The 26,584-nt window shown below is 67.9% G+C and carries 18 protein-coding genes; 6 read left to right on the top strand and 12 right to left on the bottom strand.

Going from position 1 to position 26,584, the window contains the following annotated elements:
• Nucleotides 1–30: 30 nt before the first annotated feature.
• Entirely contained in the window at nucleotides 31–1,884 is a 1,854-nt protein-coding gene (locus C6570_RS06200) for an ABCB family ABC transporter ATP-binding protein/permease (protein WP_106702442.1), read from the bottom strand.
• A 39-nt stretch (nucleotides 1,885–1,923) separates the two neighbouring features.
• Here C6570_RS06200 and C6570_RS06195 point away from each other — a divergent pair, with 39 nt between their 5' ends.
• Entirely contained in the window at nucleotides 1,924–2,385 is a 462-nt protein-coding gene (locus C6570_RS06195; protein ID WP_106702441.1) for an acyl-CoA thioesterase, read from the top strand.
• Nucleotides 2,386–2,403: 18 nt separating this feature from the next.
• Nucleotides 2,404–3,267 carry an HAD family hydrolase gene (locus C6570_RS06190; RefSeq protein WP_106702440.1) on the top strand — a complete coding sequence of 288 codons (864 nt, stop codon included), beginning with the start codon at nucleotides 2,404–2,406 and terminating at the stop codon, nucleotides 3,265–3,267.
• Nucleotides 3,268–3,614: 347 nt separating this feature from the next.
• Here C6570_RS06190 and C6570_RS06185 read toward each other — a convergent pair whose 3' ends face one another.
• The 4 genes from C6570_RS06185 to C6570_RS06165 all read right to left on the bottom strand — a co-directional run bounded on the left by C6570_RS06185 (nucleotide 3,615) and on the right by C6570_RS06165 (nucleotide 15,959).
• On the bottom strand, nucleotides 3,615–5,201 hold the full coding sequence (locus C6570_RS06185) for a M66 family metalloprotease (protein ID WP_123812229.1): 1,587 nt from the start codon (nucleotides 5,199–5,201) through the stop codon (nucleotides 3,615–3,617).
• A 404-nt stretch (nucleotides 5,202–5,605) separates the two neighbouring features.
• Nucleotides 5,606–7,339 carry a YdgA family protein gene (locus C6570_RS06175; RefSeq protein ID WP_164675498.1) on the bottom strand — a complete coding sequence of 578 codons (1,734 nt, stop codon included), beginning with the start codon at nucleotides 7,337–7,339 and terminating at the stop codon, nucleotides 5,606–5,608.
• A gap of 653 nt (nucleotides 7,340–7,992) precedes the next feature.
• Nucleotides 7,993–14,040 (bottom strand): excinuclease ABC subunit UvrA, encoded by a 6,048-nt coding sequence (gene uvrA / locus C6570_RS06170; RefSeq protein WP_425437909.1) that lies wholly within the window; start codon nucleotides 14,038–14,040, stop codon nucleotides 7,993–7,995.
• Between the two features lie 257 nt (nucleotides 14,041–14,297).
• Nucleotides 14,298–15,959, bottom strand: a complete 1,662-nt coding sequence (locus tag C6570_RS06165) for an MFS transporter (RefSeq protein ID WP_211297652.1) — start codon at nucleotides 15,957–15,959, stop codon at nucleotides 14,298–14,300.
• Nucleotides 15,960–16,367: 408 nt separating this feature from the next.
• Here C6570_RS06165 and C6570_RS06160 point away from each other — a divergent pair, with 408 nt between their 5' ends.
• Nucleotides 16,368–16,676: a DUF485 domain-containing protein gene (locus C6570_RS06160; RefSeq protein WP_106702435.1), complete on the top strand. Its 309-nt coding sequence runs from the start codon at nucleotides 16,368–16,370 to the stop codon at nucleotides 16,674–16,676.
• Nucleotides 16,673–18,409, top strand: a complete 1,737-nt coding sequence (locus C6570_RS06155; RefSeq protein ID WP_106702434.1) for a cation acetate symporter — start codon at nucleotides 16,673–16,675, stop codon at nucleotides 18,407–18,409. The genes C6570_RS06160 and C6570_RS06155 overlap by 4 nt, the downstream gene beginning before the upstream one ends.
• A gap of 103 nt (nucleotides 18,410–18,512) precedes the next feature.
• Here C6570_RS06155 and C6570_RS06150 read toward each other — a convergent pair whose 3' ends face one another.
• From C6570_RS06150 to C6570_RS06120, 7 genes are all read right to left on the bottom strand, one after another.
• Nucleotides 18,513–19,160 (bottom strand): 3'-5' exonuclease, encoded by a 648-nt coding sequence (locus tag C6570_RS06150; protein WP_106702433.1) that lies wholly within the window; start codon nucleotides 19,158–19,160, stop codon nucleotides 18,513–18,515.
• Nucleotides 19,160–20,983, bottom strand: coding sequence for a DUF294 nucleotidyltransferase-like domain-containing protein (locus tag C6570_RS06145; RefSeq protein ID WP_106702432.1), 1,824 nt, complete (start codon nucleotides 20,981–20,983; stop codon nucleotides 19,160–19,162). The genes C6570_RS06150 and C6570_RS06145 overlap by 1 nt, the downstream gene beginning before the upstream one ends.
• Before the next feature lie 81 nt (nucleotides 20,984–21,064).
• Nucleotides 21,065–21,739, bottom strand: a complete 675-nt coding sequence (locus C6570_RS06140) for a 2-hydroxychromene-2-carboxylate isomerase (RefSeq protein ID WP_106702431.1) — start codon at nucleotides 21,737–21,739, stop codon at nucleotides 21,065–21,067.
• Nucleotides 21,736–22,002: a DUF1289 domain-containing protein gene (locus C6570_RS06135; protein WP_106702430.1), complete on the bottom strand. Its 267-nt coding sequence runs from the start codon at nucleotides 22,000–22,002 to the stop codon at nucleotides 21,736–21,738. Before C6570_RS06135 ends, C6570_RS06140 begins: the two co-directional genes overlap by 4 nt.
• Before the next feature lie 4 nt (nucleotides 22,003–22,006).
• On the bottom strand, nucleotides 22,007–22,516 hold the full coding sequence (locus C6570_RS06130; protein WP_106702429.1) for a YbaK/EbsC family protein: 510 nt from the start codon (nucleotides 22,514–22,516) through the stop codon (nucleotides 22,007–22,009).
• A gap of 19 nt (nucleotides 22,517–22,535) precedes the next feature.
• The gene (gene rhtB / locus C6570_RS06125; RefSeq protein ID WP_106702428.1) at nucleotides 22,536–23,180 is read right to left on the bottom strand and encodes a homoserine/homoserine lactone efflux protein; all 645 of its coding nucleotides are present in this window, start codon (nucleotides 23,178–23,180) and stop codon (nucleotides 22,536–22,538) included.
• Nucleotides 23,181–23,193: 13 nt separating this feature from the next.
• A complete protein-coding gene (locus C6570_RS06120) occupies nucleotides 23,194–24,102 on the bottom strand; it encodes a hydroxymethylglutaryl-CoA lyase (protein ID WP_106702427.1) in 909 nt (302 codons plus the stop codon).
• 137 nt (nucleotides 24,103–24,239) lie between these two features.
• On the opposite strand from C6570_RS06120, the gene C6570_RS06115 reads away from it, so the two are divergent.
• Nucleotides 24,240–25,004: a metallophosphoesterase family protein gene (locus C6570_RS06115; RefSeq protein WP_106702426.1), complete on the top strand. Its 765-nt coding sequence runs from the start codon at nucleotides 24,240–24,242 to the stop codon at nucleotides 25,002–25,004.
• Entirely contained in the window at nucleotides 25,001–26,503 is a 1,503-nt protein-coding gene (locus C6570_RS06110; protein WP_106702425.1) for a bifunctional serine/threonine-protein kinase/universal stress protein, read from the top strand. Before C6570_RS06115 ends, C6570_RS06110 begins: the two co-directional genes overlap by 4 nt.
• The last annotated feature ends 81 nt before the right edge of the window (nucleotides 26,504–26,584 follow it).

Here is a 26,584-nt window from a genome sequence, read left to right as displayed (position 1 = left end):
ACAGTTGACGCGCAGCAGTTCAGTTCGATTTCATGGCTGCGCATCCTGGCGGTCGGCGTTTTGCTGCAAAGCCCACATCTGCGCGTAGCGGCCATGCGCAGCCAGCAGCGCCAGGTGCGTGCCACGCTCGACGATACGGCCCGCCTCCATCACCAGGATCTCGTGCGCATCCACCACCGTGGACAGCCGGTGCGCGATCACCAGCGTGGTCTTGCCGCGCGCGGCCAGGCGCAACTCGGCCTGAATGGCACGCTCGTTGGCCGAATCCAGCGCGCTGGTGGCTTCGTCGAAGATGAGCACGGGCGGGTCTTTGAGCAACGTACGCGCAATGGCAATGCGCTGCTTTTCGCCGCCCGACAGCTTCAACCCCCGCTCCCCCACCATGGTGGCGTAGCCGTTAGGCGTGCTCATGATGAAGTCGTGGATGTGCGCGGCGCGGGCAACCTGCTCCACCTCGGCGTCGCTGGCCTCGGGGCGCCCGTAGCGGATGTTGTAGGCCACCGTGTCGTTGAACAGCACCGTGTCCTGCGGCACGATGCCGATGGCGCGGCGCACGCTGGCCTGCGTCACGCTGCGAACGTCCTGCCCGGCGATCAAGATGCGGCCAGTGGGCACCTCGGGGTGGCCTGGCCATCCGACGTCATAAAAGCGGAACATCAGCCGCGCCAGGGTGGATTTGCCGGCGCCTGAGGGCCCCACCACCGCGACGGTCTTGCCCTCCGGAATGTCGAAGCTGAGGCCATGCAGAATGGGCCGCGCCGCGTCGTAGCCAAAATGCACGTCGTCGAAGCGCACATCCACCGGCCCGTTGGTGCGCAGAGGCTGCGCGTCGGGGGCGTCCTGCACTTCTTGCTGGCGGTCGATGAGCACGAACATCTTCTCGACGTCGGTCAGGTTCTGCTTGATTTCGCGGTAGATGAAGCCCAGGAAGTTCAGCGGCGCGTACAGCTGGATCATGAAGGCGTTGACCATCACCAGGTCGCCCAGCGTCAGCTGCCCCGCCACCACGCCCTGCGTGGCGCGCCACAGCATGCCCACCAGGCCCGCGGCAATGATCAGCTGCTGGCCGGTGTTCAAGAGCGACAGCGAGGTCTGCGCCTTCAGGCGCGCTTCGCGGTAGCGCTGCAGGCTTTCGTCGTAGCGGCGCGACTCGAATGCCTCGTTGCCGAAGTACTTGACGGTCTCGTAGTTCAGCAGCGAATCCACCGCCTTGGTGTGGGCGCTGGAATCGGCCTCGTTCGCGGCGCGGCGAAAGCGCGTGCGCCACTCGGTCACCACCACGGTGAAGGCGATGTACGCCACCAGCGCGCTGCCGGCGATCCAGGCAAAGCTGGCATCGAACTTCACCGCCAAAATGCCCAGCACCATCGCCACCTCGATCAGCGTGGGCACGATCGAATACAGCGAGAACGTCACCAGCGATTCGATGCCGCGCACACCCCGCTCAATGTCGCGCGTCATGCCACCGGTCTGGCGCTCCAGATGAAAGCGCAAGCTGAGCGCGTGCAGGTGCTCGAAAGTCTGCAGCGCGATCTGCCGCGACGCACCCTGCGTGGCCTTGGAAAACACCAGTTCGCGCAGCTCGGTGAACACCGTCGTCATCACCCGCAAGGCGCCGTACGCCACCAGCAGGCCCACGGGCACCACCAGCAGCGCGGCGGGGTCGCCGGGCTTGACCGTCATGGCGTCGACCAGATGCTTGAGCAGCACCGGCACCGCCACGTTGGCCATCTTGGCGCCGATGACGAACAGCAGCGCTGCGCCCACGCGCCAGCGGTACTGCCACAGATAGGGCAGCAGTCGCGCCAGCGTGCGCCAGTCGGTGGAGCGGCTGCCGTCAGCCGCAGAAGAAGGAGAGTACGAACGTTCGCCTGCGCCGCGCATGAGGGACAATTCCGATCACAGAAGCTGTCGATTGTGCCCATGTCCCATCTGTCCCGTGACGCATCCACCCTGCTCAGGCCGCCCAACACCGCGCCCGTGATCGCCCCGCCCGAAGAGTTGCCGGTTGACCACGTCCTGGTGCTCAAAGTCATCCCGCTGCCAGGCGATGCCAACGCCAATGGCGACATCTTCGGCGGCTGGGTGATGGCGCAGATGGATCTGGCCGGCTCGGTGCTGCCCGCGCGCTACGCGCAAGGCCGCATGGCCACCGTGGCGGTGAACGAATTCATCTTCAAGCAGCCAGTGCGCGTGGGCGACATCCTCTCGTTCTTCGCCAAGATGGAACGCATTGGCCGCACGTCGATGACGGTGAACGTGGGTGTCTACGCCGAGCGCTTTGCCAACCAGGGCACCTACATCAAAGTGACCGAGGCGCGCATGACCTACGTGGCCATCGACGACCACGGCCGCCCGCGCCCTGTTCCCAACACGCAGATCTGACCGGTGGCAGGCCCGTTCATGCAGCCGCTGGCCGCGCTGGCGCCCGGCGCGTGGCGCGATGTGGGCGGCGTGTTCACCGACATCGACGACACGCTGACCACCGAGGGCGCCATCACGCCCGACGCGCTGGCCGCCCTGCAGGCCCTGCGCGATGGCGGCGTGCGCGTGATCGCCGTCACCGGCCGCCCGGTGGGCTGGAGCGAGCCCTTCGCGCTCAGCTGGCCGATGGACGCCATCGTGGCAGAGAACGGCGCGGTGGCGCTCATCGGCCCGCACGGTCCGACCGGTGCAGCGGACGCAATCAATAGTCAAAACAGCCTCCAGCGCCCGCCCCACCAGCGCGAGCAGCTATCAAAACTGTATCAATACGACGCTGAGACCCGGCAGCGCCACTTCGCGCACCTAAAGCACGTGGCCGCCCGCATCCTGCGCGAAGTGCCGGGCGCGCAACTGGCGCAGGATTCGCCGGGGCGCGAGACCGACATCGCCATCGACCACAGCGAATTCACCCACCTGAGCGAGGCGCAAATCGCGCAAGTGGTGGCCCTGATGCGTGCCGAAGGCCTGCACGCCACCGTGAGCAGCATCCACATCAACGGCTGGCTGGGCGACCACAACAAGTGGCAAGGCGCGTGCTGGATCGCGCGCACCTTGTTGGGCGTGAACGACCTGCATGCGCAGCAACAGCGCTGGGTGTTCATTGGCGACTCGACCAACGACCAGACCATGTTCGAGCATTTCACGAACAGCGTGGGCGTGGCCAATATCGCGCGCTTCGCCGACCGCCTGCGCCACCTGCCGCACTACGTCACGCCCAGTGAGCGGGGCGCGGGTTTTGCCGAGATGGCGCGAGCGTTACTGGCGCAGCGGGCGGGCGCCTGAGCGCCACTGAGCGGTTCGCGTCGTCGGGGCGTCATGCCCAGGCAAGCCCGCTCACGAGTCAGGAAGCCGGTGACGGACTGGCGATGGGTTGAAGCGCAAACGGTCACAACGGCACCTGCGGCCGATCTCGCCATTTGGCCTGTGCCGCCAGGAAATCGCGAACCGGCCCAGCAAGAACTTCAGTCCCGAGCGGCCCGTGCTTTAGGCCCCTGTCACGAGCTTGATGCGTCGGACTTGCGGACCCCCGTTCACTGTCCCAGCCAGCGCCCCCGCAGACGCCATGATGGACGCGGCGGGCGAGTCGCCCTCGCCCGGCGCCACGCGGCGGGCGAGGCAGCGACACACGCTCAACGTGGGCGCGTCAGGCGCAAGCTGTTGAGGCCATCCGAAAGTGCGAACTCGTAAGCGCCGCCTGCGGGCAGCGTTCGCACGTCCATCTCGGTACCGCCGCCTTCGTGGTTGACAGCAAGGGTGGTGCGTTCGGTGCCCGACACGTGCGAGATGGTGAGGTACCGGTAACGCGCGGCGTTCCACGTGACGGCCAGTCTGCCCCCGCTTTCGCGCTCTTGCAGCTGTGGCGGCGCATCTTTGGCCTGCGCACTGCGCGTGCCGCTGGCGTCACCCAGCGTGGCGATCTGGCGGCCATTGGCTGAGAGGAGCTCAATTTGCGCTGCCCCCGCGCTGTAGGGCACCCCTTGCATGAAGACTTGGCCGCCCGAGCCATCGCTGTAACGCTCCAGCGCCACCGGGTAGCTGCGCACGCTGCCGTTCGCGTAGGTGACACGCAGGCTGTGGCTGGCAGTGCTGGGGGCGTTGTACGTGCCGAGGTATTGCCGTGCAGGACGCCAACGCACGGTGCCATTGGCCGCCAGCTCGCCAGACAACAGCAGCATCTCGGACGGCGCTGCACTGGTCTTGCTGGCCGGCGCCGATTTGAGGATGCTGGCGCGCAGCGCCTCGAACGCGAGCATGTAATTGTGGTCAGAGAACCGCCCATAGCTTGGGCCGCTGTAACTCATCACGTCGCGCGTTTGCAGCGGATCACGCAAGGTCTGCGCAGTGCCTTCGGACATGAGGTACGTCCAGATGGCGCGCGACGAATTGCCCATCAAGCCCCCGGCGTACGGGTACTCTGCGGAGGCAGGCTCAGACTCCGTGGGCGCATGGCCCAGGCCGAAGTTGTGCCCCGTTTCATGAATCCAGGTGTCGCGCACACCTTCGGCCAGAGCGGGGTCGCCATGGCGGTCCCACCCAGCAGCCATGCGACCGCCAAGGGTACCCACGCCCACGCCACCGTACGCCGCCCAGTAGACGAAGCCGTAGTAGAAGGTATCGGGTTGATCCTTGAGGTCTGTATTGCGGGCTTCGCCCACTGCATTCATCGCTTCTTTGAACACGTCCCGGTTGTCCGGGTTGTTGACTTCCGCGTTGGGTTTGCCCAAGTTGATGGGTGTCGAACGCACGGTGTACGTCACGCCACTGACGGGGTAGCGATCGAGCAGTTGCGAGGCCGCACTCACGGGCAATGGCGTCGCGTCGCCGCCATCGCTGTGCCGAACCGGTACGCCCACGATCTTGATGGCGGGTGCCAGCTGAACCACCGGTTTGACCACCGTGGCCGCCGCGCCACCAGAAATCGCCACCGACAGCGCCATGCCGGGCTTGACGAGGTTTGCAGGCACAAGAGCCGTGTACGCCAGCGCGAAGTCCGGGCGATTCGGCATGCTGGTCGGCAACGAAGCGGGCTTGGTGAGCGCCACGGTCAATTGCAAAGCGCCCTGGTCGTCCAGCACGTTCAGCGTGGCGTCCGGCACCGCCTGGCTCACCGCGTTGGTGACATTCACCTTCACCAGCAAGGCTTTGTTGGCCACCACCTTGAGCAGGGTGTCGGTGACCGGGAAGATGTGCGACTGCACCATGTCGATGGAACCCACCGTCGCGGAAGTGCTGGGCGCCGGTGCTGGTGCCGGTGACGGCGCAGGAGTCGGTGCGGGCGCAGGTGCCGGTGCCGGTGGGCGCGTCGGCCTGTATTCGGGCGAATTGGCTGGCGGTGACACAGGCGCCGAGGGAGACACGGGCGTTGGGGCCGGCGCGGGCGCCGGTGCGGGCGATGCGTCGCCGCCACCGCCTCCGCAAGCGGCCAGGGCCGCACCGCTTACCAACAGGACACTCAGGCGTTGCAGCCGCTCAATGGTTCTCTCTCTCACGCTCGACCTCGATTCCAATCAATCTCTCAGAATAGCGGTCGAGCATTGGGCACGTCCAGAGGCTCGAAAGCGCGGACGCCACGCTGTAAAGCTAAAGGGTTCGCCGCGCGTTGCGCGCAAGCATCAACGCCTTACCGCGCGGGCGTCGACTGAGGGCCAGGCCCAGCGACACCGTCCACGGTGCTGTCGTCTTCCTCGGCGGCGCCGGCTTCCGGCCCACCGCCGCCCATCAACAGCTGCGCCAGCGAAAACGGCTGGCCGTTGACCTGCAAAGCGCCCTGGGCGTATTCGGCGCTGCCGGTCCAGACCTCACCGTCTTGCTTCAACCAGCCGCGGCGCACAAATTCGTCGGCCATCTGGGTCAGCTCCGCCGCCGTGACGCCGGGTGAGTTCAGCATGCCGGCCACGGCGGGGCCAAAAGACTTGGGCAGGCGCAGATCGGCCTTCACCTGCAGGCGCTGCATCGCGCGAACCGCCCACGGGATATCCGGTGGCAGCGCCGCTGCCGTAGCCGGTAGGTCGCCCACCACCAGGCTGTAGCCAAACTCGCCCTTCTGCCCGTCGTTGGCGGTGGCGCTGTAGCGGTCGCTGTAAGTCGGCTTGGCGCTCAAGAAGCGCTCGATCATCGCCTGCATCTGCGCCTCGTTGTCGGGTGCGGGCTTGCCCGCATCCGCCTTCATGAAGGCCATCAGCATCCGCTGCGCGGTGGCCAACGCCTGCGCGTCGATGCGCGTAACCCGGCTTTCGTAGCGCAACTCCTTGAATTCGGCGCCGGCCAGACTGCCGGCGCCCGCGGCGCGAACCACCGTATCCAGCAGCCCGCCGTTGTCCACGGTTTCGGCGTCGAAGCGCAGGCCCTTCATCGCCAGGGCGGGTTGAAGCGCAGTTTGTGCTTCGCCGCGGTGCGCGAAGGTGAGCTCGTCGATCTGCCCGTCTGCCTTGCCGGGCGCCATCAGCCATTGGCCGGCCACCTCACGGTAGTCAAAGCGCATCGACAGGCCCTTGAGGGCGATCTCTACAGCTGTCGTGGGTTGGCCCGGTGCCGGGGCCTGGGTGGCTGGGGCAGCGGCGTCGGCGCTTTCCTCTTCAGCGGCGTCGGCGCTCTGATCGGCGGGCCCCTCGGCATGGAAGTCCAGTTGCGGCCAGCGCAGTGCGCCGCTGACGTGGGTGGCATCCGCGTTGACGCGGTAGTCGTATTCCGCCGCCTGCCACTGCGCCCGGCTGGCGGGGCGTTGCGGGTCCGCCATCTCGCCCGCGGGCAGGCTCATGCGGCCGTCGTACCCCCCGCCAAAACCGACGTAGGTGACGAACTCCGGCGCTCTGGCTTTAGCGAACAGCTTGCGCGTTTCATCGCCGATGCCTTCCACACTGACGACCTGCGTGCGAATGCGGGCGGCGCCGGGGCGCCAGCCGGCCAGCGGGCCATGGCGGATGTCGTCGCGCAGGGTAATGCGCACCGTGTTGCCAGCGTGGCCGCCGGTCTGCGCGAGCTTCTGCGCGGTCGCCGCGCCAACGGCCGCCGAGGCCGCATCGCCCGGGGCGGATGCTGCGGCTTCGGCGCCCGATGCGGCATCGGCGTGCGGCGCGGCGCCTGCGTCGGCGCCTTCCGATGGCGAAGGCGCCTCGCCCGGCTCAGGCACGCTGTCAGACACGCGAAACTGCAGCACCACCGTGCTGGTGGCGCCAAACACGCCTCTGTCATAGTGCCGTTCGGCCACCTTGTCGGCGCCCAGCTGGCTTTCCAGCCGATCCAGCAGCGTGGTGTAGCGCGCTTCCACACGTTTGCCCAGCCACATGCTGGTGCCCGCATACAGCACGCCCAGCGCAGCCACTACCGCCAACGCGCGGCCCAAATTCTTGTTCACAGGTGCTCCCTCAGTTCGGGCCGGCGCGAATGCTGCGCAGGCCAAAGGGCGCCACTGTACCGGGCTCTGCGTGCGGACTGCGTCGCAGGCGGCTCAAAGCGGCTGCGGCGGGTGTTGCGGCGCAGCCGGCGGCGCGCGGTCACCGCGCCGGGGTAGCCTTAGGCCCGCTCGCCCGTGTTGGCCTTGGCCCAGGCCACCAGCTACGCCCGCGCCTTGAAGGGCGGATGGGCGGACACCCGCACGCCGAACGCGCAGCTGGTGTTGTGCCTCACGCCGTGGATGTGCTTGACAGGCGGGGGACGCCAGGCGCGCGGCGCACGGCGCACGGCACGCGGAAGACGCCCGGCGCGACCGTCCGCCTGGTGTAGCCATCGTGCGCGGCGGTCTGCAAGGCTGGCGCGCGCGATAGGGCGCGCGTGCGCCGGGCTCGTTCTCGATGACGACGGGCGGGCCGAAAGCCTTGCAACCCCTTGGCCAGAGCGCCCACGCCACGCCGTCCGGAACCACGCCCGGGCGCCGCATCGCCCACGCCTGACTGCTTGATTGAAACGAGTCGGCTTGGCGGCCACCGTGACCAAGCGCTAGCTTGCCAAGCCTGATACGCCCGCCCCTGTGGGCGCAAGGCGCAGGGCGGGCTCCAAGGCGTTGCCCGCTCAGCCGCGCGCCAGCACCGGCGCCAGCGCCACGCCCGTGTGCGTGCCGGCGCGCACCACGTCTTCCGGCGTGCCTGCGGCCACCAGGCGGCCACCGCCTTCGCCGCCTTCGGGGCCCATGTCGATGATCCAGTCGGCCTCGGCGATCAGATCCAGGTCGTGTTCGATCACTACCACGCTGTGGCCGCCGTCCACCAGGCGGTGCAGCACGTGGATGAGTTTTTCCACGTCCTGCATGTGCAGGCCCACCGTGGGCTCGTCCAGCACGTACAGGGTGTGCGGTGCCTTCTGGCCACGGCGGGTGATGTCGTCGCGCACCTTGCTGAGTTCGGTCACCAGCTTGATGCGCTGCGCCTCGCCGCCAGAGAGCGTGGGGCTGGGCTGGCCCAGCGTCAGGTAGCCCAGGCCCACGTCTTTGAGCAGCTGCAGCGGATGGCTGATGGCGGGCATGCTGGCGAAGAAGTCCACCGCGTCGTCCACCTCCATCTGCAGCACGTCGCCCACGTTCTTGCCGCGCCAGGTAACGGCCAGCGTCTCGGGGTTGAAGCGCGCGCCGTGGCACACCTCGCACGGCACCTTCACGTCGGGCAGAAAGCTCATCTCGATCGTGCGCACGCCCTGCCCTTCGCACGATGGGCAACGGCCTTCGCCGGTGTTGAAACTGAAGCGACCCGGCCCGTAGCCGCGCGCCTTGGCTTCGAGCGTGTCGGCAAACAGCTTGCGCACCGTGTCCCAGAAACCGATGTAGGTGGCTGGGCAGCTGCGCGGCGTTTTGCCGATGGGCGTCTGGTCCACCTCCAGCACGCGGTCGATCTGGCCAAAGCCTTCCAGGCCGGTGCAGCCAATCAGGCCATGACTATTGATTTCATAGCTGCCGACGCTGGTTGCGCTTGCGCTGGCGGCCTTTTTTCCTTTCATTTCCTGCCGCACGAAGCGCTGCACGCTGGCCAGCAGCACGTCGCGCGCCAGGGTGGATTTGCCTGAGCCGGACACGCCCGTCACCGCCACCAGGCGCTTGAGCGGCACATCCACATCCACGTCCTTCAGGTTGTGCAGGTAGGCGCCGCGCAGCTTGAGCCACGGCCCGTCTGCTTCAACGGGTCTGCGTGCATGCATCGGGTGGCGCATGGCGTGGCGCAGGTAGCGGCCGGTGGCCGAGTCGGGCGCGGCCTCTACGTCGGCGACGGTGCCTTCGGCCACCAGATGGCCACCGCGCACGCCCGCGCCAGGGCCGATGTCGATCACGTGTTCTGCGCGGCGGATGGTGTCTTCGTCGTGCTCCACCACCACCAGCGTGTTGCCTTTGCTGGACAGCGTGTGCAGCGCGTCCAGCAGGATGCGGTTGTCGCGCGCGTGCAGGCCGATGGTCGGCTCGTCCAGCACGTAGCACACGCCCTGCAGGTTGCTGCCCAGCTGCGCCGCCAGGCGGATGCGCTGCGCCTCACCGCCACTGAGGGTGGGCGCGCCGCGGTCCAGCGTGAGGTAGCCCAGGCCCACCTGCTCGAGGAATTCCAGCCGGCTCTTGATCTCGGGCAGTAGGTCGCGCGCAATGTCAGCATCACGCCCCTGCAGCGCCAGGCCGTCAAACCAGGTGCGCAAGTCGTGCACCGACAGGCGCGCCAGGTCGGTGATGGCCACGCCATCGACGTGGCCCGGCTCCAGCCGCACGTGGCGCGCAATCGGGTTCAGGCGCGTGCCCTGGCAGGTGGGGCAGACGGCGTGGCCCACGTCCTCCACATCGGGTTCGGCGAAGGTCTGCTCGCGCCCTTTCTGGTCGGCCGCCAGCACCGAATCGTCCAGCGCCTTGCGCTGGTCACGGGTCAGCTTGACGCCCGTGCCCACGCAGTCGGGGCACCAGCCGTGCTTGCTGTTGTAGCTGAACAGGCGCGGGTCCAGCTCGGCATAGCTGGTGGCGCAGATCGGGCAGGCGCGCTTGGTGGAAAACACCTCCACCTTGCCAATCTGCGCGGTGGACGCGCCCGTGTCCATGGCGTGGCGCAGGCCGGTGATGTCGCTCAGCACGTGCACCACGCCTTTGCCGTGCTCCAGCGCGCGCGTCAGCGATTCGCGCAGCTGCGCCTCGTTGCCGGGCGACACCGTCAGGCTCATCACCGGCAGCTCGATCGTGTGCTCTTTGAAGCGGTCGATGCGCGGGAAGCCCGTGGTGGGCAGAAAGTCGCCATCCACCCGCAGGTGGGTAAAGCCGCGCGGGCGCGCCCAGTCGGCCAGCTCGGTATACACGCCCTTGCGCCCCACCACCAGCGGCGCCAGCAGCCCGATGACCTGGCCTTTGTAGCGCGACAGGATCTGCGCGGCAATGCGGTCGGGCGTTTGCGGCTGCACCGGCGCGTCGTCGTGCACGCAGTGCTGCACGCCCAGCTTGACGTACAGCAGGCGCAAGAAATGCCACACCTCGGTGGTGGTGCCCACCGTGCTCTTGCGGCCGCCGCGCGACAGGCGCTGCTCGATCGCCACCGTGGGTGGAATGCCGTACACCGCATCCACCTCGGGCCGCCCCGCCGGTTGCACGATGCTGCGCGCGTAGGCGTTCAGGCTTTCCAGGTAGCGGCGCTGCCCTTCGTTGAAGAGGATGTCGAACGCCAGCGTGGATTTGCCCGATCCGCTGACGCCGGTGATCACGTTGAACTTGCCGCGCGGAATGTCCACGCTGAGGTTCTTCAGGTTGTGCTCGCGCGCGTGGACGATCTCAATGGCATTTTTAGCCTCTGGCGCACGCCCCATCTGCGCCAGCAGCTCTGTTTTATATAGCACCTCGGGTTCGCGCAAGTCCAGCGCGCTGCCCTCGCCCAGCGCCTGGGCGTACGCGCGCAGGGCCGCGCCGGTGTGCGACGTGGGGTGCAGCGCCACCTCGGCGGGCGTGCCTTGGGCCACCACGGTGCCACCGCCCTCGCCGCCTTCGGGGCCCAGGTCGATCAGCCAGTCGCTGGCGCGCATCACGTCCAGGTTGTGCTCGATCACGATCAGCGAATGCCCCGCATCCAGCAGCTTGCGGAAGGCACGCATCAGCTTGGCGATGTCGTCAAAGTGCAGGCCGGTGGTGGGCTCGTCAAACAGGAACAGCGTGCCCTTGCGCGCAGCGGGCTGGCGGCTGGCGGTCTGCGACTTGGCTGCGTCGGCCAGGAAGCCCGCCAGCTTCAGCCGCTGCGCCTCGCCGCCACTCAGCGTGGGCACGGGCTGGCCCAGCTTCACGTAGTCCAGGCCGACATCGACGATGGGCTGCAGCGCGCGAATCACCTCGCGGTCGTGCGCGAACAGCTGCACGGCTTCGGCGACGGTGAGGTCCAGCACGTCGGCCACGTTCAGGTGGCGCGCGCGCTGGTATTCGGGCGCGCCCACGGCCTGGCGTTCGATGCGCACTTCCAGAATCTCGGGGCGGTAGCGCTTGCCGTCGCAGTCGGGGCAACGCAGGTACACGTCGCTGAGGAACTGCATCTCGACGTGCTCGAAGCCCGAGCCGCCGCAGGTGGGGCAGCGCCCGTCGCCGCTGTTGAAGCTGAACTTGGCCGAGGTGTAGCCGCGCTGGCGCGACAGCGGCGCGTTGGCGAACAGGCTGCGGATCGGGTCCCACGCGCCCACGTAGCTGACGGGGTTGGACCGTGCCGTCTTGCCGATGGGCGACTGGTCGACGAACACCACGTCACTCAAATAGTCGGTGCCCAGCAGCCGGTCGTGCGCGCCGGGTGTTTCGGTAGCGCGGCCAAAGTGGCGCAGCAGCGCGGGCGCCAGTACGTCCTGGATCAGCGAAGACTTGCCCGAGCCCGAAACGCCCGTCACCGTGACCAGGCGCTGCAGCGGAAAGGCCACGTCGACGTGGCGCAGGTTGTGTGCGCTGGCGCCTTCCAGGATCAGGCGCGGGGTGTTGTCGGCCACCGGGCGGGCGCTGCCGCTGCCGATGGTGCGACGCCCGCCCAGGTAGGCACCGGTCAGCGTGTCGGCGCGGCGCAGTTCGGCGGGCGTGCCGTCGAACACGATACGGCCGCCCGCAGCGCCAGGCCCCGGGCCGAAATCCAGCACGCGGTCGGCGGCCAGCATGACTGCCGGGTCGTGCTCGACCACCACCAGCGTGTTGCCCGCCCGTTTCAGGCGCTGCATGGCTTCGGTGATGCGGTCCATGTCGCGCGGGTGCAGGCCGATGCTGGGCTCGTCCAGTACGAACAGCGTATTGACCAGGCTGGTGCCGAGTGCGGTGGTGAGGTTGATGCGCTGGACCTCGCCGCCGCTCAGCGTGCGGCTTTGCCGGTCGAGCGTGAGGTAGCCAATGCCCACGTCGCACAGGTAGCGGATGCGGGTGGTGATTTCTTCCAGGATCAGCTTGAGCGCCTTGGCGTCGGCAGAATCTGAATCCAATCGGCCTTCAGCGCCCGCACCATCAGCGCCGGCAGCTATGTTTTCTGAAGCAGACAGGCGATCGAAGAACTGCCGTAGGCGGTCGATGGGCAGCAGCATCAGGTCGTGCAGGCACAGGCCAGGCAGCGCGTCGAGCTGCTCGCGCGTCCAGGCTACGCCCTGGGGCATGAACCGGGTGGTGGCGCCTGCCAACACCGCATCCGCATCGGCGCGGCTGCCCACGCGCCACAGCAGCGATTCGGTTTTCAGCCGCGCGCCTGCGCACACCGGACACGGGGTGTAGCTGCGGTACTTGGACAGCAGCACCCGGATGTGCATCTTGTAGGCCTTGCTTTCCAGGTACTGGAAGAAGCGGCGGATGCCGTACCACTGCTTGTTCCAGTTGCCTTCTTTGTAGTTGGGCGTGCCTTCGATCACCCAGGCCTTTTGCTCGGCAGTGAGCTTGTTCCAGGGCGTATCGCGCGGGATGCCGGCGCTTTCGGCGTGGCGCATCAAGTCGTCCTGGCATTCCTTCCAGGCGGGTGTCTGGATGGGCTTGATGGCGCCCGCGCGCAAGGTCAGGCGCTCATCCGGAATCACCAGGCCCCAGTCCACGCCGATGACGCGGCCAAAGCCCCGGCAGGTTTCGCACGCGCCCACGGGCGAGTTGAACGAGAACATCGACGGGATCGGCTCGTGGTAGCGCAGATCGCTTTCGGGGCAGTGCAGGCCTGTAGAGAACCTCCAAATGAATGGAGCCCCCACGCTCCCGGCTGCGCCTGGTTCGCTGCCCCCCGAGGGGGCTGCCCCACCTTGGGACGGCCCGGCGGCGGGGCGTGGCGCCCCCACGCTCCCGGCTGCGCCTGGTTCGCTGCCCCCCGAGGGGGCTGCCCCACCTTGGGACGGCCCGGCGGCGGGGCGCTGTCCAGCCTCGTCCGGCAGCACATAGGCCGTCAGGCGCCCGCTGCCGCGTTTGAGGGCCACCTCGATCGCCTCAACCACGCGCGCGCGCTCGGCGCTGCCCAGGCGGAAGCGGTCGGCCACCACGTCCAGCACTTTCTTGTCACCCTCGGTCCGCTCGGCCTGCACGCGCGTGAAGCCCGCGGCCGACAGCCACTGCGCCACGTCGTCGGCGCTGGCGGTGGCGGGCAACTCCACCGCAAAGGTCAGCACCACGCGCGGATCACTGGCCGCCGCACCGGCCACGGGGGCCAGGCTGGCCACGCGCTGCCTCAACTCGGCGTAGATGCTGTCGGGCGAGTCGTGCCGCACGGGCAGCGCGGTCTGGCTGTCGAACAGCTGGCCGGCGCGGGCGAACAGCAGCTTGAGGTGGTCGTTCAGCTCGGTCATCGTGCCGACGGTGGAGCGCGAGCTGCGCACCGGATTGGTCTGGTCGATGGCGATGGCGGGCGGCACGCCTTCGACCTTGTCCACCGCGGGCTTGTCCATGCGGTCCAGAAACTGGCGCGCGTAGGCGCTGAAGGTCTCGACATAGCGGCGCTGGCCTTCGGCGTACAGCGTGTCGAACACCAGGCTGGACTTGCCCGAGCCGCTGGGGCCGGTGACCACCGTCATCTCGCCCGTGCGGAAGTCGATGTCGAGGTTCTTGAGGTTGTGCTGGCGGGCGCCGCGAATGCGGATGGAGCCGGTGGTCATACGTGGTGTCTCTGGTGCGGGTGCGAACGCAGCGGGGGCAAACATTCTGCCCGCTGGGCGCCCGGCCGACAGGCCAGGAGGGTATTACCCGAGCGAAGGGGCGCTGACATTCCATTACATCCGCACCGGCGCCGCTTCCGGCCCGTCGCAGGCACCTTATCCGGGCCAAGAAAGCCCGGCAGTTTGGCCGTTTGCACCCAACAAAAAACCGCCAGCGCGATGCACTGGCGGCTTGTAGGGCTGCGGCAGAGGCGCTGCCGGGGCTTACGGGCGGTGCGCCCTGCCCGGCTAGCGCGGCCGGATCACTCCGCGTAGATGTCCACGTCCTTCGTTTCGCGCACGAACAGCACGCCGATGACAAAGGTGACTGCGGCAATCACGATGGGGTACCAGAGCCCGTAGTACATGTTGCCGTTGGACGCCACCATCGCGAACGAAATGGTGGGCAGCATGCCGCCGAACCAGCCGTTGCCGATGTGGTACGGCAGGCTCATCGAGGTGTAGCGGATGCGGGTGGGGAACATCTCCACCAGCGCAGCGGCGATCGGGCCGTACACCATGGTCACGTAGATCACCAGCACCGTCAGGATGGCGATGGTGATCGGCCAGTTGACCTTGGCGGGGTCGGCCTTGGCCGGGTAGCCGTCGGCCTTCAGCGTGGCGCTGACCTCCTTCTTGAACGCGGCGATGGCGGCCGCGCTGGTGGCGTCGAACTTGCCGCCTTCCACATTGCCGGTCGGCGCGGCGATGACTTTCTCGCCAATCTTCACCGTTGCGGGGCCGGTGCCTGCGGCGTTCTCATAGCTCACCGACTGCTGCGCGAGGTAGCGCTTGGCGATGTCGCAAGAGGTGCGGAAGTCGATGTCGCGCGCCACCGGGTTGCCGCCGAACGAACATTCCGCCGGGTTGGCCGTCACCGTGACCGAGTTGGCCGCTTGCGCCGCTGCCAGATCGGGGTTGGCCGCGTTGGTCAGCGCCTTGAACAGCGGGAAGTACGTCAGCATCGCCAGCAGCAGGCCCAGCATGATGATGGGCTTGCGGCCGATCTTGTCAGACAGCGAACCGAAGATGACAAAGAACGGCGTGGCGATCAGCAGCGCGATGGCGATCATGATGTTGGCAGCGGACGCATCGACCTTCAGCACGCTGGTCAGGAAGAACAGCGCATAGAACTGGCCCGTGTACCAGACCACAGCCTGCCCAGCCACCAGGCCGAAGAGCGCCAGCAGCACGATCTTCAGGTTTTTCCATTGGCCGAACGATTCGGTCAGCGGCGCCTTGGACGTCTTGCCCTCTGCCTTCATCTTCTGGAAGGCCGGTGATTCGTTCATCGACAGCCGGATCCACACCGAGACGCCCAGCAGCAGGATGGACACCAAGAACGGAATCCGCCAGCCCCACGAAGCGAACTCTTCCTCGCCCAGCGCATTGCGCACCAGCAGAATCACGATCAACGACAGGAAAAGCCCAAGCGTCGCCGTGGTCTGGATCCACGAGGTGTAGGCGCCGCGCTTGCCATGTGGCGCGTGCTCGGCCACATACGTCGCCGCGCCACCGTATTCACCGCCCAGCGCCAGGCCCTGCAGCATGCGCAGCACGATCAGGATGATGGGGGCCAGCACGCCGATGGATGCATAGGTGGGCAGCACGCCCACGATGAAGGTGGACAGGCCCATGATGAGGATGGTCACCAGGAACGTGTACTTGCGCCCGATCATGTCGCCCAGCCGCCCGAACACGAGCGCGCCAAACGGCCGCACGATGAAGCCCGCAGCGAACGCCAACAAGGCAAAGATGAAGGCGGATGTCGGGTCCAGCCCGGCGAAGAACTGCTTGGCGATGATCGCCGCCAGCGAACCGTACAGGTAAAAGTCGTACCACTCGAAAACCGTGCCGAGGGACGAAGCGAAGATGACTTTCTTCTCCTCGCCCGTCATCGGCCTTGGGGCCTGTGAACTTGCCATGCGCTGTCTCCTGTTGTTGTCAATGCACTGTGTGCCGGGCACGTAACTTCCTGTGTCCCGCGCTGCACTGTCAAAGCGCTTCCTGACCGTTTTCTGACAGCCCTTTCAGCGACATGTGACGACAACTTTCTGAAAGCTGACAACCTCCGTAGCAACCCTGATGCGCGTTTTTTCGATGTGGAATTTGGGGCGCTTTGGGCGGCCAGAACGGCCACGGCTGACCACGTGCCTGCTCGAAAACCCTGAGGAAAAAGTTAACAGTCTGGGCACGCCGCGCCGGCCCAACAACACCTAGGCGATGGCGTCGCGCCAGCGTAAGCGATTGGTCAGTGCCCGTTCACAGAATGTGGCCGTTCCGAAGCGGTGGCGTGCCAACGCCACCAGTTAAATCCATAGAGGAGACAAGACATGAGCGACCCCGTGGTCGAGAGGATCCAGCGCGATCCCAAATACCAGCAGCTGACGCGCACACGCAACCGGTTTGGCTGGACGCTGACGATCCTGATGCTGATCGTCTATTACGGCTACATCGGCCTAATCGCGTTCGACAAGGAATTGCTGGCCAAGCCCCTGGGCGCCGGCGTAACGACGCTGGGTATTCCCATTGGGCTGGGCGTGATCGTGTTCACCGTGCTCATCACCGGGCTTTACGTGCGCCGCGCGAACACCGAGTTCGACGCGATGACGCGCGAAATCCTGAAGGACGCCACGAAATGAGCGCCCGTTTCACCTCCAAAAACCTGATCGGCCTGGGCTTGGCGCTGGGCGCGGCAGGCATCGCGCACGCTGCGGGCGGCGACGTTGGCGAGGCTGCCAAGCAGCCGACCAACTGGACGGCCATCATCATGTTCACGGTCTTCGTGCTGGCCACCTTGTGGATCACCAAGTGGGCCGCAGGGCGCACCAAGTCGGCGGCCGACTTCTACACCGCGGGCGGCGGCATCACCGGCTTTCAGAACGGCCTGGCGATCGCGGGCGACTACATGTCGGCGGCGTCGTTCCTGGGTATTTCTGCCGCCGTCATGGCGACAGGCTACGACGGGCTGATCTACTCCATCGGCTTCCTGGTGGGCTGGCCGATCCTGACCTTCCTGCTGGCCGAACGCCTGCGCAACCTGGGTAAATTCACGTTTGCCGACGTGGCCGGCTACCGCTTTCAGCAGGCGCCGATCCGCGCGTTCGCGGCCAGCGGCACGCTGGTGGTGGTGGCCTTCTACCTGATCGCGCAGATGGTCGGCGCGGGCCAGTTGATCAAGCTGCTGTTCGGGCTGGACTACTGGATCGCCGTGGTGCTGGTGGGTGCGCTGATGATGGTGTACGTGCTGTTTGGCGGCATGACCGCCACCACCTGGGTGCAGATCATCAAGGCGGTGCTGCTGCTGTCGGGCGTCACGTTCATGGGCTTCATGGTGATGTCGCGCTATGGCTTCTCGCCCGAAGCGCTGTTTGCCGAAGGCGTGAAGGTGCGCACGCAGATCGCTGCCAACGGCGGCGCCGATGCCGACACCGCCGCCAAGATGGGCCTGGCCATCATGGGCCCAGGTGGCTTTATCAAGGACCCGATCTCCGCCATCAGCTTCGGCATGGCGCTGATGTTCGGCACGCTGGGCCTGCCCCACATCCTGATGCGCTTCTTCACCGTGCCCGACGCCAAGGAAGCGCGCAAGAGCGTGTTCTGGGCGACCACCTGGATCGGCTACTTCTACGTGGTGATCTTCATCATCGGCTTTGGCGCGATTACCCTGGTGCTCACCAACCCCGAATTCGCCGACACCACCAAGGGCATCATCCACGGTGGCGCGGGCACGGCCAACATGGCCGCGGTGCTGGTGGCCAAGTCGGTGGGCGGCAACGTGTTCTACGGCTTCATCTCGGCCGTGGCCTTCGCGACCATCCTGGCCGTGGTGGCCGGGCTGACGCTGTCGGGCGCTTCGGCCGTGTCCCACGACCTGTACGCCACCGTGTTCAAACACGGCAAGGCCGACAGCGCGAAAGAGCTGAAAGTCTCGCGCATCACCACGCTGGCGCTGGGCGTGGTGGCCGTGGCGCTGGGCATTCTGTTCGAGAAGCAGAACATCGCCTTCATGGTGTCGCTGGCGTTCGCCATCGCGGCGTCGGCCAACTTCCCGGTGCTCCTGCTGTCGGTGCTGTGGAAAGACTGCACCACGCGCGGCGCGGTGATCGGCGGCTTCCTGGGGTTGATCTCATCCGTGGCGCTGACCATCGTGTCGCCCTCGGTGTGGGAAGCCACGTTGGGCCACCCGAAGGGCTCGGCGCTGTTCCCGTACACGTCGCCGGCGCTGTTCTCGATGGCCATCGGCTTCCTGGGCATCTGGTTCTTCTCGATCACCGACAAGAGCCGCAACGCCGCCGCCGAACGCGCCGCCTACCCGGCGCAGAAGGTGCGGTCGGAAACGGGCCTGGGCGCGTCCAAGGCGTCTTCGCACTGAGCGCACACGCGCATGAAGAAGCCGGGCCTTGGCCCGGCTTCTTTTATGAAGCATCACCTTCCAGCGCTTGTGGCGTGGGCGCCAGAGGCAGATTTCTTTTAGGTCACCCTGCCCGCAGGCGCTGCAGCTTGATGAAGGCCAGGGCCGCCATCACCGCGTCGTTCAGCGCGTCATGCGCTTCGCGCGTGGGCAAGGCCAGGTCGGCCATCAGCGTGGCAAAGCGCAGGTCAATGTCCACATTGCCCTGCTGGTGCGAGGGCGGCAGCTGGCGGAACTTGTGGTCGTGGTACATCGCCGACACCTCGATGCAGGGCTGCGGCAAGCCCACCCCCAGCAGCGGCCGCACCACCCGGTTGAGCATGGCCACGTCGAATTCCAGGTAGTAGCCCACCAGCGGCCGGCTACCGATGAAGTGCATCAGCCGCTTGACCGCATCTTGCACGGGCAGGCCGTCGGCCACGTCGCGGGCGCGCAGCCGGTGCACGCGCACGCTGTCGGGCGACACGCCGCCGCGGGGGCGCACCAGCAGCTCCAGCCGCTCACTGGTCATCACGCGCTGGCCTGCGATGCGCACCGCGCCGATGGCGATGATCTCGTCGCTGCGCACGTTCAGGCCGGTGGTCTCGCAGTCCAGCGCCACCCATTCGTTGGGCGGCGGCGGGGCGAACATGAAGGCGAATTCGGGCGCGCGCAGCCGCGCCAGCTGCCAGCGCCGGCGCCAGCCCTGCCAGCGATCGTGCAGGCCGTGCATCACAGGGTGTCCAGCCGAAAGCGCTGGCGCAGCACCGCCTTGAAGCGCTTGACGGCGGCCAGCGCGTCCTTGAGCAGGTCGCGCTCCAGCGTGGTCAGGCGCGCCATGTCTACCGCGCCGCTGACGGGCTTGCCCGCGTCCAGCTCGGTCAGGCCGGCCTTCAGCTTCAGCCCCATCAACAGGTGCAGGCTTTGCACCAGCTCGTCGCCCGCCGTGGCGTCCAGCACGCCTTGCTGCACCAGTGCGGCAACGCGGTCGGCGGTGCTGGTGGCGGCCACGCCTTGCGCAAAGGCCAGGCTGCGCGCGCCGTGCACGATGGGGAAGATGCCTTCCTTTTTCAGATCCAGCAGGCGCTCGGCGTCGCCGCGGCCCAGCAGGCGGCCCCACCAGCTGCTGCCGTGGCCAAACGCATCGACGGCGGCGGCAAAGCGGGCCAGCAGCGCGTCGTTGTCGTGGGCCACCTGGGCCACGCTGGCGCGCACCTGGTCCAGCAAGGCGGCGTCGCCGGCCACTGTGTGCGCGTCCATGAAGATGGCCAGGCGCATCAGGTGCTCGTCGCTGGGCTCCAGCAGCCATTCGCGCGCGCGGCGGCTGAATTCGCTGACGCTGCCGCGCCAAGCGGGGTTGCTCAGCATGATCTGCCCCGGGCACGGCGGGTAGCCAAAGCTGGCCAGCGCGTCGGAAAAGCGGTCGCACAGCGCGCCCAGGTCGGCCGGCGGCGCGTAGCCGTCGCGCAGGATCAGCGCGTTGTCCTGGTCGGTCTTGAGCAGCTGTTCGCCCCGCCCCTCGCTGCCCATCACCACCAGGCAGCTGGCGGCCTGCAGGGCGGGCGGGGCGATCATCTGCCACGCCCGCTCGAACAGGCGGGCGTTGAGCTGCTGGACCAGCTGCGCGATCAGCGCCACGCGCGTGCCGCCGCGGTGCAGCAGCCCGATCAGCCGAGTGATCTGCGCGGCCGCTTCTGCCAGGCCAGGCAGGTCGCTGGCCTGTTCGATGCGCACGGTGATCATGTGCGAGTGGTTCGACAGAAAGCTGAACAGGTCCAGCGCTTCCAGCACACCGACGATGCGCGTGCCCTCCAGCACCACCACGCGGTGGATGCGCTTTTTCAGCATCAACGCCATGGCGTCGCCCAGCTGGTCGCCCGCCTGCATGGTGACCAGCGCGAAGTTGCTCATCTCGCCCACGGGCAGGCTGTGCAGCGGGCGCCCGTCCAGCACGGCGCGCTGCAGCGCGTTGGTGGTGAAGATGCCGGTGCGCGCGGGCTGGCTGTGCGTGTCGCGCACCAGCACCGAGGTGGCGCGCTCGGACTGGAACAAGCGCACCACCTCCAGAACGGACGTGCTGGCGTTCACGATCAGCGGCGGGCGCAGGAAAGCCTCGTCCACGCGCGACAGGGTCAGCGAATGCAGCTGATGCTGGCTGTGCCGCTCGGCCAGCGCGCTGAGCTTGGCGCCGATGTCGGCGAACAGCAGGGCGCCAAACGTGGCGTTGGCGGCGATCAGCGCCATCACCGCCTCGCGCTGCAACTCATAGGCGACGACCTCTTCCAGCGCCACGAAGCGGTGACTGGCGCGCCCGGCCACCAGGGCGCGGCCGTCAAAGCATTCGTCCGGCCCGTAGGTGGCCACCGTCTGCCCGTCGTCGAGCTGGGCCACCACGCCCTTGATGAGCACGAACAGGTGGCTGGGCGCGTCGCCGGGCTCCAGCAGCGTGGCGCCTTCGGCAAAGTAGGCGACGTCGACGGCGTCGCGCACCGTGCGCTGCTCGTCCTGCGTCAGGCAGTCGAAGGGCGAAGCCGTGAAGTTGAAGGCATTGGGCATGGCGGGCAATGGATTCTTGGCATCCAAACCGCCTCCAGCGCTGGTGCAGCCTGCGCAAGCAGCTACAACTTAAATAGCAAATCAGCCCACTGGGCCGGAGGCATCTGACGCAGCCTGTATTGGGCGGTGCACGCCTTGCGCCACGCTTGCGGCGCGTTGCCAAACCGCATCGACGCGCGCGTCGCCCTCCAGGTGGGCGCGCAGCATGGGCAGCGCGTCCAGCCCCCAGAACAGGCGCCCGTCCACGGCGAAGGTCGGCACGCCAAACACGCCGGCGGCCTGCGCCGCATCGGTGGCTTGCTTCAGGGCCAGCTTGACTTCGGCGCTGGCCGGATCGCGCGCGGGGGCCAGTTGCGCGGTGAGTTGCGCCAGGCGGTCGGCGTCGTCGGCCGCCGCGCCTTCGGCGCGCCAGACGTGGCGGAACACGGTTTCGCAGACATAGCGGTTGGGGCTGCCCTGGCGCGCGCACGCCCACGCCAGCCGCAGCAGCGCCAGCGGGTTGAACGGGTGCGCGGCGGGCATCTGCATGGGAATACCCAGCACCTCGGCCTGCCACAGCGCGTGGCGATAAATCCAGTCGCGCTTGGGCGCGATTTCGGCCGGGCCACGCTGGCCGTGCGCGTTCAGCAGCGCGGCGAACAGGACGGGCTGGTAGCGCACCTCATAGCTCAGCCCCTGCAGCGCGCGGGGCAGCTCTTCAAACGCCAGGTAGGCGTAGGGCGAAACGAAGTCGATGGTGCAGTCAATGCGTTTCATGGGCGTTCTTCCTGGGGCGTGGCTTGCTTTCGCCGCACCAAAACCTGGCGCCAGATGGCGCGCTTGTCGTCGTCGCTCATCGCGCGCCAGCCGGAGATTTCGCCCAGCAGGCGAAAGCAGCCGATGCAGCCCTGGCGCGCCGCGTCCAGCTCGCACACGTTCACGCAGGGCGAAGGCACCGGGCCGGCGTCGCGGTCGGGGTCAAACGCCACTTGGGTGACGGCGGGGCGCTCGGGCCGCACGGCATCGTCTGCGCTGGCCATGGCGTCAGGCCTGCACGGGCGCCTGCACGACGTCGGCCACGGGCGCGCCGCCCGTCAGCGCGGGCAAGTCGCGCGGGTGCAGCTTGAACACCGCGTGCGGGTGGCCCGCAGCGGCCCAGATTTCTTCGAAGCGAAACAGGTCTTGGTCGATCAGCACCACCGGCGCCTGCACGTGCGCCAGCGGCGACACGCCCCCAATAGAAAAACCGGTGCGCGCCTTGACGAATTCGGCATCGGCCCGGCCGATCTTTCCGACCAGCGCGGCCACGCGCTTTTCGTCCACCCGGCGGTCGCCGCTGGTGACAACGAGCACCGCCACGTCGTCCTCTTTGCGGCGAAAGATGATGCTCTTGGCGATCTGCCCCACGCAGATGCCCAGCGCGTCGGCCGCCTGCTGCGCGGTGCGCGCGGCGTCGTCCAGCATCACGGGCGCGTGGGGGTGGCCGGCGGCGATCAGGGCGGCGCGCACGCGCTTGACGCCCTCTGGCAAAGTGGAATCGGTCACATCAGACATGGCAAGTCACCGTAAGGCATCAAGTGCTGCGCGCCACGCGATCGACCATCAACAGGCTGGCGCCCATGGCCATCAGCACGCCGCCGAACACGCGGTTCTGCGTGCGCCGCGCCCTGGCCGATTTCAGCCAGCCGCGCAGGCGCGAGGCCAGCGCCGCGTAGCCGTGCATCACCACGAAATCCACCGCCAGCGTGGTGACCAGCAGGATGGCCAGCTGCGGCACCAGCGGCTGGCGCGGGTGGATGAACTGCGGCAGCACCGCCACCATGAAGACGATGCCCTTCGGGTTGGTGGCGTTGGTGAACAAGCCCAGCGCCACGCGGCGCCGCACGCTGAGCGGCGCCGCCGCAGGCATGCCGCCATCGTCACCGGGCAGACCCAGCGGTGTGCGCCACTGCCGCCAACCCAGCCACAGAAGGTAGGCGGCGCCCAGCACCTTGACCACGGTGAACGCGGTGGCCGATGTGACCAGCAGCGCGCCCACCCCGGCGCCCGCCACGACCAGGATGAAAGCCAGGCCCAGTTGCAGACCCACGATGGTGGCCGTGGTCTGGCGCACGCCATAGCTCAGCCCGTGGCTCATCGACAGCACGGCGCCCGAGCCGGGCGACAGCGCAATCAGCCAAGCCGCGGCGAAATACGCCAGCCAGACATGCCAACTCATCGCGCTACCCGCCTCAGCCCGCGCACTTGGCCAGCAGGGCCGTGGCCACGCGTGAGCCGCTCTTTCGACCCAGTTGGGCGCTGATGTAGGCCCCGGCATCCACCAGCTTGTTCAGGTCGATGCCGGTATCGATGCCCATGCCCTGCAGCATGTAGACCACGTCTTCGGTGGCGACGTTGCCCGTGGCGCCCTTGGCGTAGGGACAGCCGCCCAGGCCCGCCACGGACGTGTCGTACTGCCACACGCCCAGCTCCAGCGCGGCCAGCGTGTTGGCCAGCGCCTGCCCATAGGTGTCGTGGAAGTGGCCGGACACGTCGTTCAATTCGTAGTGCTGCAAAGCGGCCTCGATGGCGGCCTGCACCTTGCGCGGCGTGCCCACGCCAATCGTGTCGGCCACGCCCACGTGCTGCACGCCAATGCCTTTCATCAGGCCGGCCAAGTAGGCCACGCGCTCGGGCGCGATCTCGCCTTCGTAGGGACAGCCCACGGCACAGCTCATCGCGCCGCGCACGTAGATGCCCTTGGCGCGGGCAGCCTCGACCACGGGGGCGAAACGCTCAATGCTTTCGGCGATAGAGCAGTTGATGTTCTTCTGGCTGAACGCCTCGCTGGCCGCGCCGAACACCACGATCTCGTCCGGCCGGTCGGCCAGCGCCGCCTCGAAGCCCTTCATGTTCGGCGTGAGCACGCTGTAGCGCACGCCCGGCTGGCGTTGGATGCCGCTCATCACCTCGTGGTTGTCGGCCATCTGCGGCACCCATTTAGGGCTGACGTAGCTGGTGACCTCGATCTCGGTCAGCCCTGCCGATTGCAGGCGCTGCACCAGCTCGATCTTGACGGCGGCGGGCACGGGTTGCTTCTCATTTTGCAAGCCGTCGCGCGGGCCGACATCGACAATCTTGACTCGGGTGGGCAGGGTCATGGCGGTGTGGGAATAGTGGGCCTTCTGGGGCAACGAGGCAGTGTAGCGTTGGCGGGCGGGGCGCGCCGTCGCCCGGGCGGCATGGCCGCACGCTTAAGATGCCCAAGCGCTCCAGCCCGACGCCCGCGCGCCCCTGAATGAAGCTAGCCCTGCTGTCCGACATCCACGCCAACCTGCACGCCTTCGAGGCTTGCCTGGCGCACGCCGAGGCGGCCGGCGCCCAGGGCTACGCCCTGCTGGGCGACCTGGTGGGCTACGGCGCCTTTCCGGCGCAGGTGGCGCAGCGCGCGATGCGCCTGGCCGAGGCGGGCGCGCTGATGGTCAAGGGCAACCACGACCACTATGCCAACGTCGCCATCGCCGATGCCACGAAGATGGCCCACACCGGCGTGGCGTGGACGCAAGAGCAGCTGAGTGCCGAAGAGCGCGCCTTTCTGGCCGCCCTGCCGCTGACCGCCCGCACCGGCCGCACGCTGCTGGTGCACGCCAGCGCCGACGCCCCATCCCATTGGCACTACGTCACCACGCCGCAGACCGCCGCGCTCAGCCTGGAAGGCGCGGCCACGCCGCCCATCGGCAGCGAGGACGTGCGCTACGTTTTTGGCGGCCACGTGCACCGGCAGACCCTGTACTTTCGCGGCGGCGCGGGCAGGCTGATGCCGTTCGAGCCCACGCCCGGCGTGGCGATACCCGTACCGCGCCATCGCCACTGGCTGGCCACCGTGGGCGCCGTGGGGCAGCCGCGCGATGGCCGTACCGACGCCATGTACGCGCTGTTTGACGAAGCCGCCCAGCAGCTCACCTTTCACCGCGTGCCCTACGACGTGCAGGCCGCCGCCGACGCCATCCGCGCCACGCCACTGCCGGTCTTCTTTGCCGACCGGCTTGAGGTGGGCCGATGAGCCCGCAACCGCCCCAGGCAACCCCCGGCATGGTGCTGGACGAATTCCAGCTGGGCCAGCGCCTGCACCGCGGCGGCATGGCCGACATCTACGAAGTGACCTACGCCGACGGCCGCGCCGCGCCTTTCCCGATGGTGATGAAGGTGCCGCGCATGGCGGCAGGCGATGGCGCCGAGACCATCGTCGGCTTCGAGGTGGAGCACCAGATATTGCAAGCGCTCAGCGGCCCCCACGTGCCGCGCCTGGTCGCCGTGGGTGATCTGGCCACCACGCCCTATGTGGTGATGGAGCACGTGCCCGGCCCCACGCTGGACCACTGGCTGAACCGCGTCACCCAGCAGCGCCAGAAGCTGCCCGTTGAGACGCTGGCCGCCCTGGGCGCCGCCGTCGCCACCGCCGCGCACGCCTTGCACCAGCAGAACGCCGTGCACCTGGATCTGAAGCCCGCCAACGTGGTCGTGCGTGGCCCGTCGGACGACGCGGCCATCACCGCCGCTGCGCGCGACCCCTCGGCCGCCCTGCACGCCGTGCTGCTGGACTTCGGCCTGTCCTGGCACGCCCAGTTGCCGGATCTGCTGGCCGAAGAGCTGCGCCCGGCCATCGGTTCGCCCGCGTACATGTCGCCCGAGCAGGTGGTGGGCGTGCGGGGCGACCCGCGCAGCGACGTCTTCGCCATCGGCGTGCTGCTGTACGAACTGGCCACCGGCGAACTGCCCTTTGGCGCGCCCACGACGGCCGGCGGTCTGCGCCAGCGCCTGTGGATGGAGCCCGTGCCGCCGCGCCGGCGCCGCCCCGACTTGCCGCCGTGGCTGCAGGATGTGGTGCTGCGCTGCCTGGCGCCGCGGGCGGCCGACCGCTACCCCTCCGCCGCGCACCTGGCCTTCGATCTGGCGCACCCCGAGCAGGTGCAAGTGACCGAGCGCGGCGAGCGCCTGCGCGGCTCGGGCATGGTCGCCCAGCTCCAGCGCTGGCTGCGCGCCGCGGGCGAGCAATACCACCCCAGCCCCCTGCCCGCCCGCGTGGTGGCCGAAGTGCCCATCGTCATGGTGGCCGTGCCGCACCACGACGTGACCGACGCCACGCTGCAGTCGCTGCGCGAGGCGGTGGCGCGGTCGATGGGCATCCGCCCCGGCGCACGGCTGGCGGTGGCCACCGTGGTGTCGCCCATGGCGGCCAGCACCACCGAGGCCCCCCGCAGCGAAACCGCACTGCAGCGCCAAATGCTGGCCATGCTCAAGCGCTGGGCGAAGCCGCTGCCGCTGGAAGGGCACCAAGTGTCGTACCACGCCCTGGAAGACAGCGACCCCGCCGCCGCCATCGTGCGTTACGCCAGCACGAACAACGTCAGCATGATCGTCATGGGCGCGGCCACGCATGGCCTGCAGTTGCAGCGCTTCATCGCCACCGTTCCGATGAAGGTGGCGATGCACGCGCCTTGCACGGTGATCCTGGTCAAGCAAACGCCGCTGGGCGGTGGGCCAAGCGCCTCGGCGGGCTGATTCATTCGTCGCGATTCAACGCCTTTTAGGCCTCTGGCGCTCTACCCACCAGCGCTGGCAGCTATGTTTTTTGAAGCAATT

It is taken from the genome of Ottowia oryzae (assembly GCF_003008535.1).
Lineage (GTDB): Bacteria > Pseudomonadota > Gammaproteobacteria > Burkholderiales > Burkholderiaceae_C > Ottowia > Ottowia oryzae.
This window is presented reverse-complemented; position numbering and strand designations above follow the sequence as displayed.

What these genes read in the sequence shown, in the direction of transcription:
- C6570_RS06130 (WP_106702429.1), bottom strand. Translation starts at nt 22,516, where the DNA reads ATGTCTGATGTGACCGATTCCACTTTGCCAGAGGGCGTCAAGCGCGTG.
- C6570_RS06195 (WP_106702441.1), top strand. Translation starts at nt 1,924, where the DNA reads ATGTCCCATCTGTCCCGTGACGCATCCACCCTGCTCAGGCCGCCCAAC.
- C6570_RS06120 (WP_106702427.1), bottom strand. Translation starts at nt 24,102, where the DNA reads ATGACCCTGCCCACCCGAGTCAAGATTGTCGATGTCGGCCCGCGCGAC.
- C6570_RS06165 (WP_211297652.1), bottom strand. Translation starts at nt 15,959, where the DNA reads ATGGCAAGTTCACAGGCCCCAAGGCCGATGACGGGCGAGGAGAAGAAA.
- C6570_RS06145 (WP_106702432.1), bottom strand. Translation starts at nt 20,983, where the DNA reads ATGCCCAATGCCTTCAACTTCACGGCTTCGCCCTTCGACTGCCTGACG.
- C6570_RS06190 (WP_106702440.1), top strand. Translation starts at nt 2,404, where the DNA reads ATGCAGCCGCTGGCCGCGCTGGCGCCCGGCGCGTGGCGCGATGTGGGC.
- C6570_RS06150 (WP_106702433.1), bottom strand. Translation starts at nt 19,160, where the DNA reads ATGCACGGCCTGCACGATCGCTGGCAGGGCTGGCGCCGGCGCTGGCAG.
- C6570_RS06110 (WP_106702425.1), top strand. Translation starts at nt 25,001, where the DNA reads ATGAGCCCGCAACCGCCCCAGGCAACCCCCGGCATGGTGCTGGACGAA.
- C6570_RS06140 (WP_106702431.1), bottom strand. Translation starts at nt 21,739, where the DNA reads ATGAAACGCATTGACTGCACCATCGACTTCGTTTCGCCCTACGCCTAC.
- C6570_RS06135 (WP_106702430.1), bottom strand. Translation starts at nt 22,002, where the DNA reads ATGGCCAGCGCAGACGATGCCGTGCGGCCCGAGCGCCCCGCCGTCACC.
- C6570_RS06115 (WP_106702426.1), top strand. Translation starts at nt 24,240, where the DNA reads ATGAAGCTAGCCCTGCTGTCCGACATCCACGCCAACCTGCACGCCTTC.
- C6570_RS06200 (WP_106702442.1), bottom strand. Translation starts at nt 1,884, where the DNA reads ATGCGCGGCGCAGGCGAACGTTCGTACTCTCCTTCTTCTGCGGCTGAC.
- rhtB (WP_106702428.1), bottom strand. Translation starts at nt 23,180, where the DNA reads ATGAGTTGGCATGTCTGGCTGGCGTATTTCGCCGCGGCTTGGCTGATT.
- C6570_RS06155 (WP_106702434.1), top strand. Translation starts at nt 16,673, where the DNA reads ATGAGCGCCCGTTTCACCTCCAAAAACCTGATCGGCCTGGGCTTGGCG.
- uvrA (WP_425437909.1), bottom strand. Translation starts at nt 14,040, where the DNA reads ATGTTTGCCCCCGCTGCGTTCGCACCCGCACCAGAGACACCACGTATG.
- C6570_RS06160 (WP_106702435.1), top strand. Translation starts at nt 16,368, where the DNA reads ATGAGCGACCCCGTGGTCGAGAGGATCCAGCGCGATCCCAAATACCAG.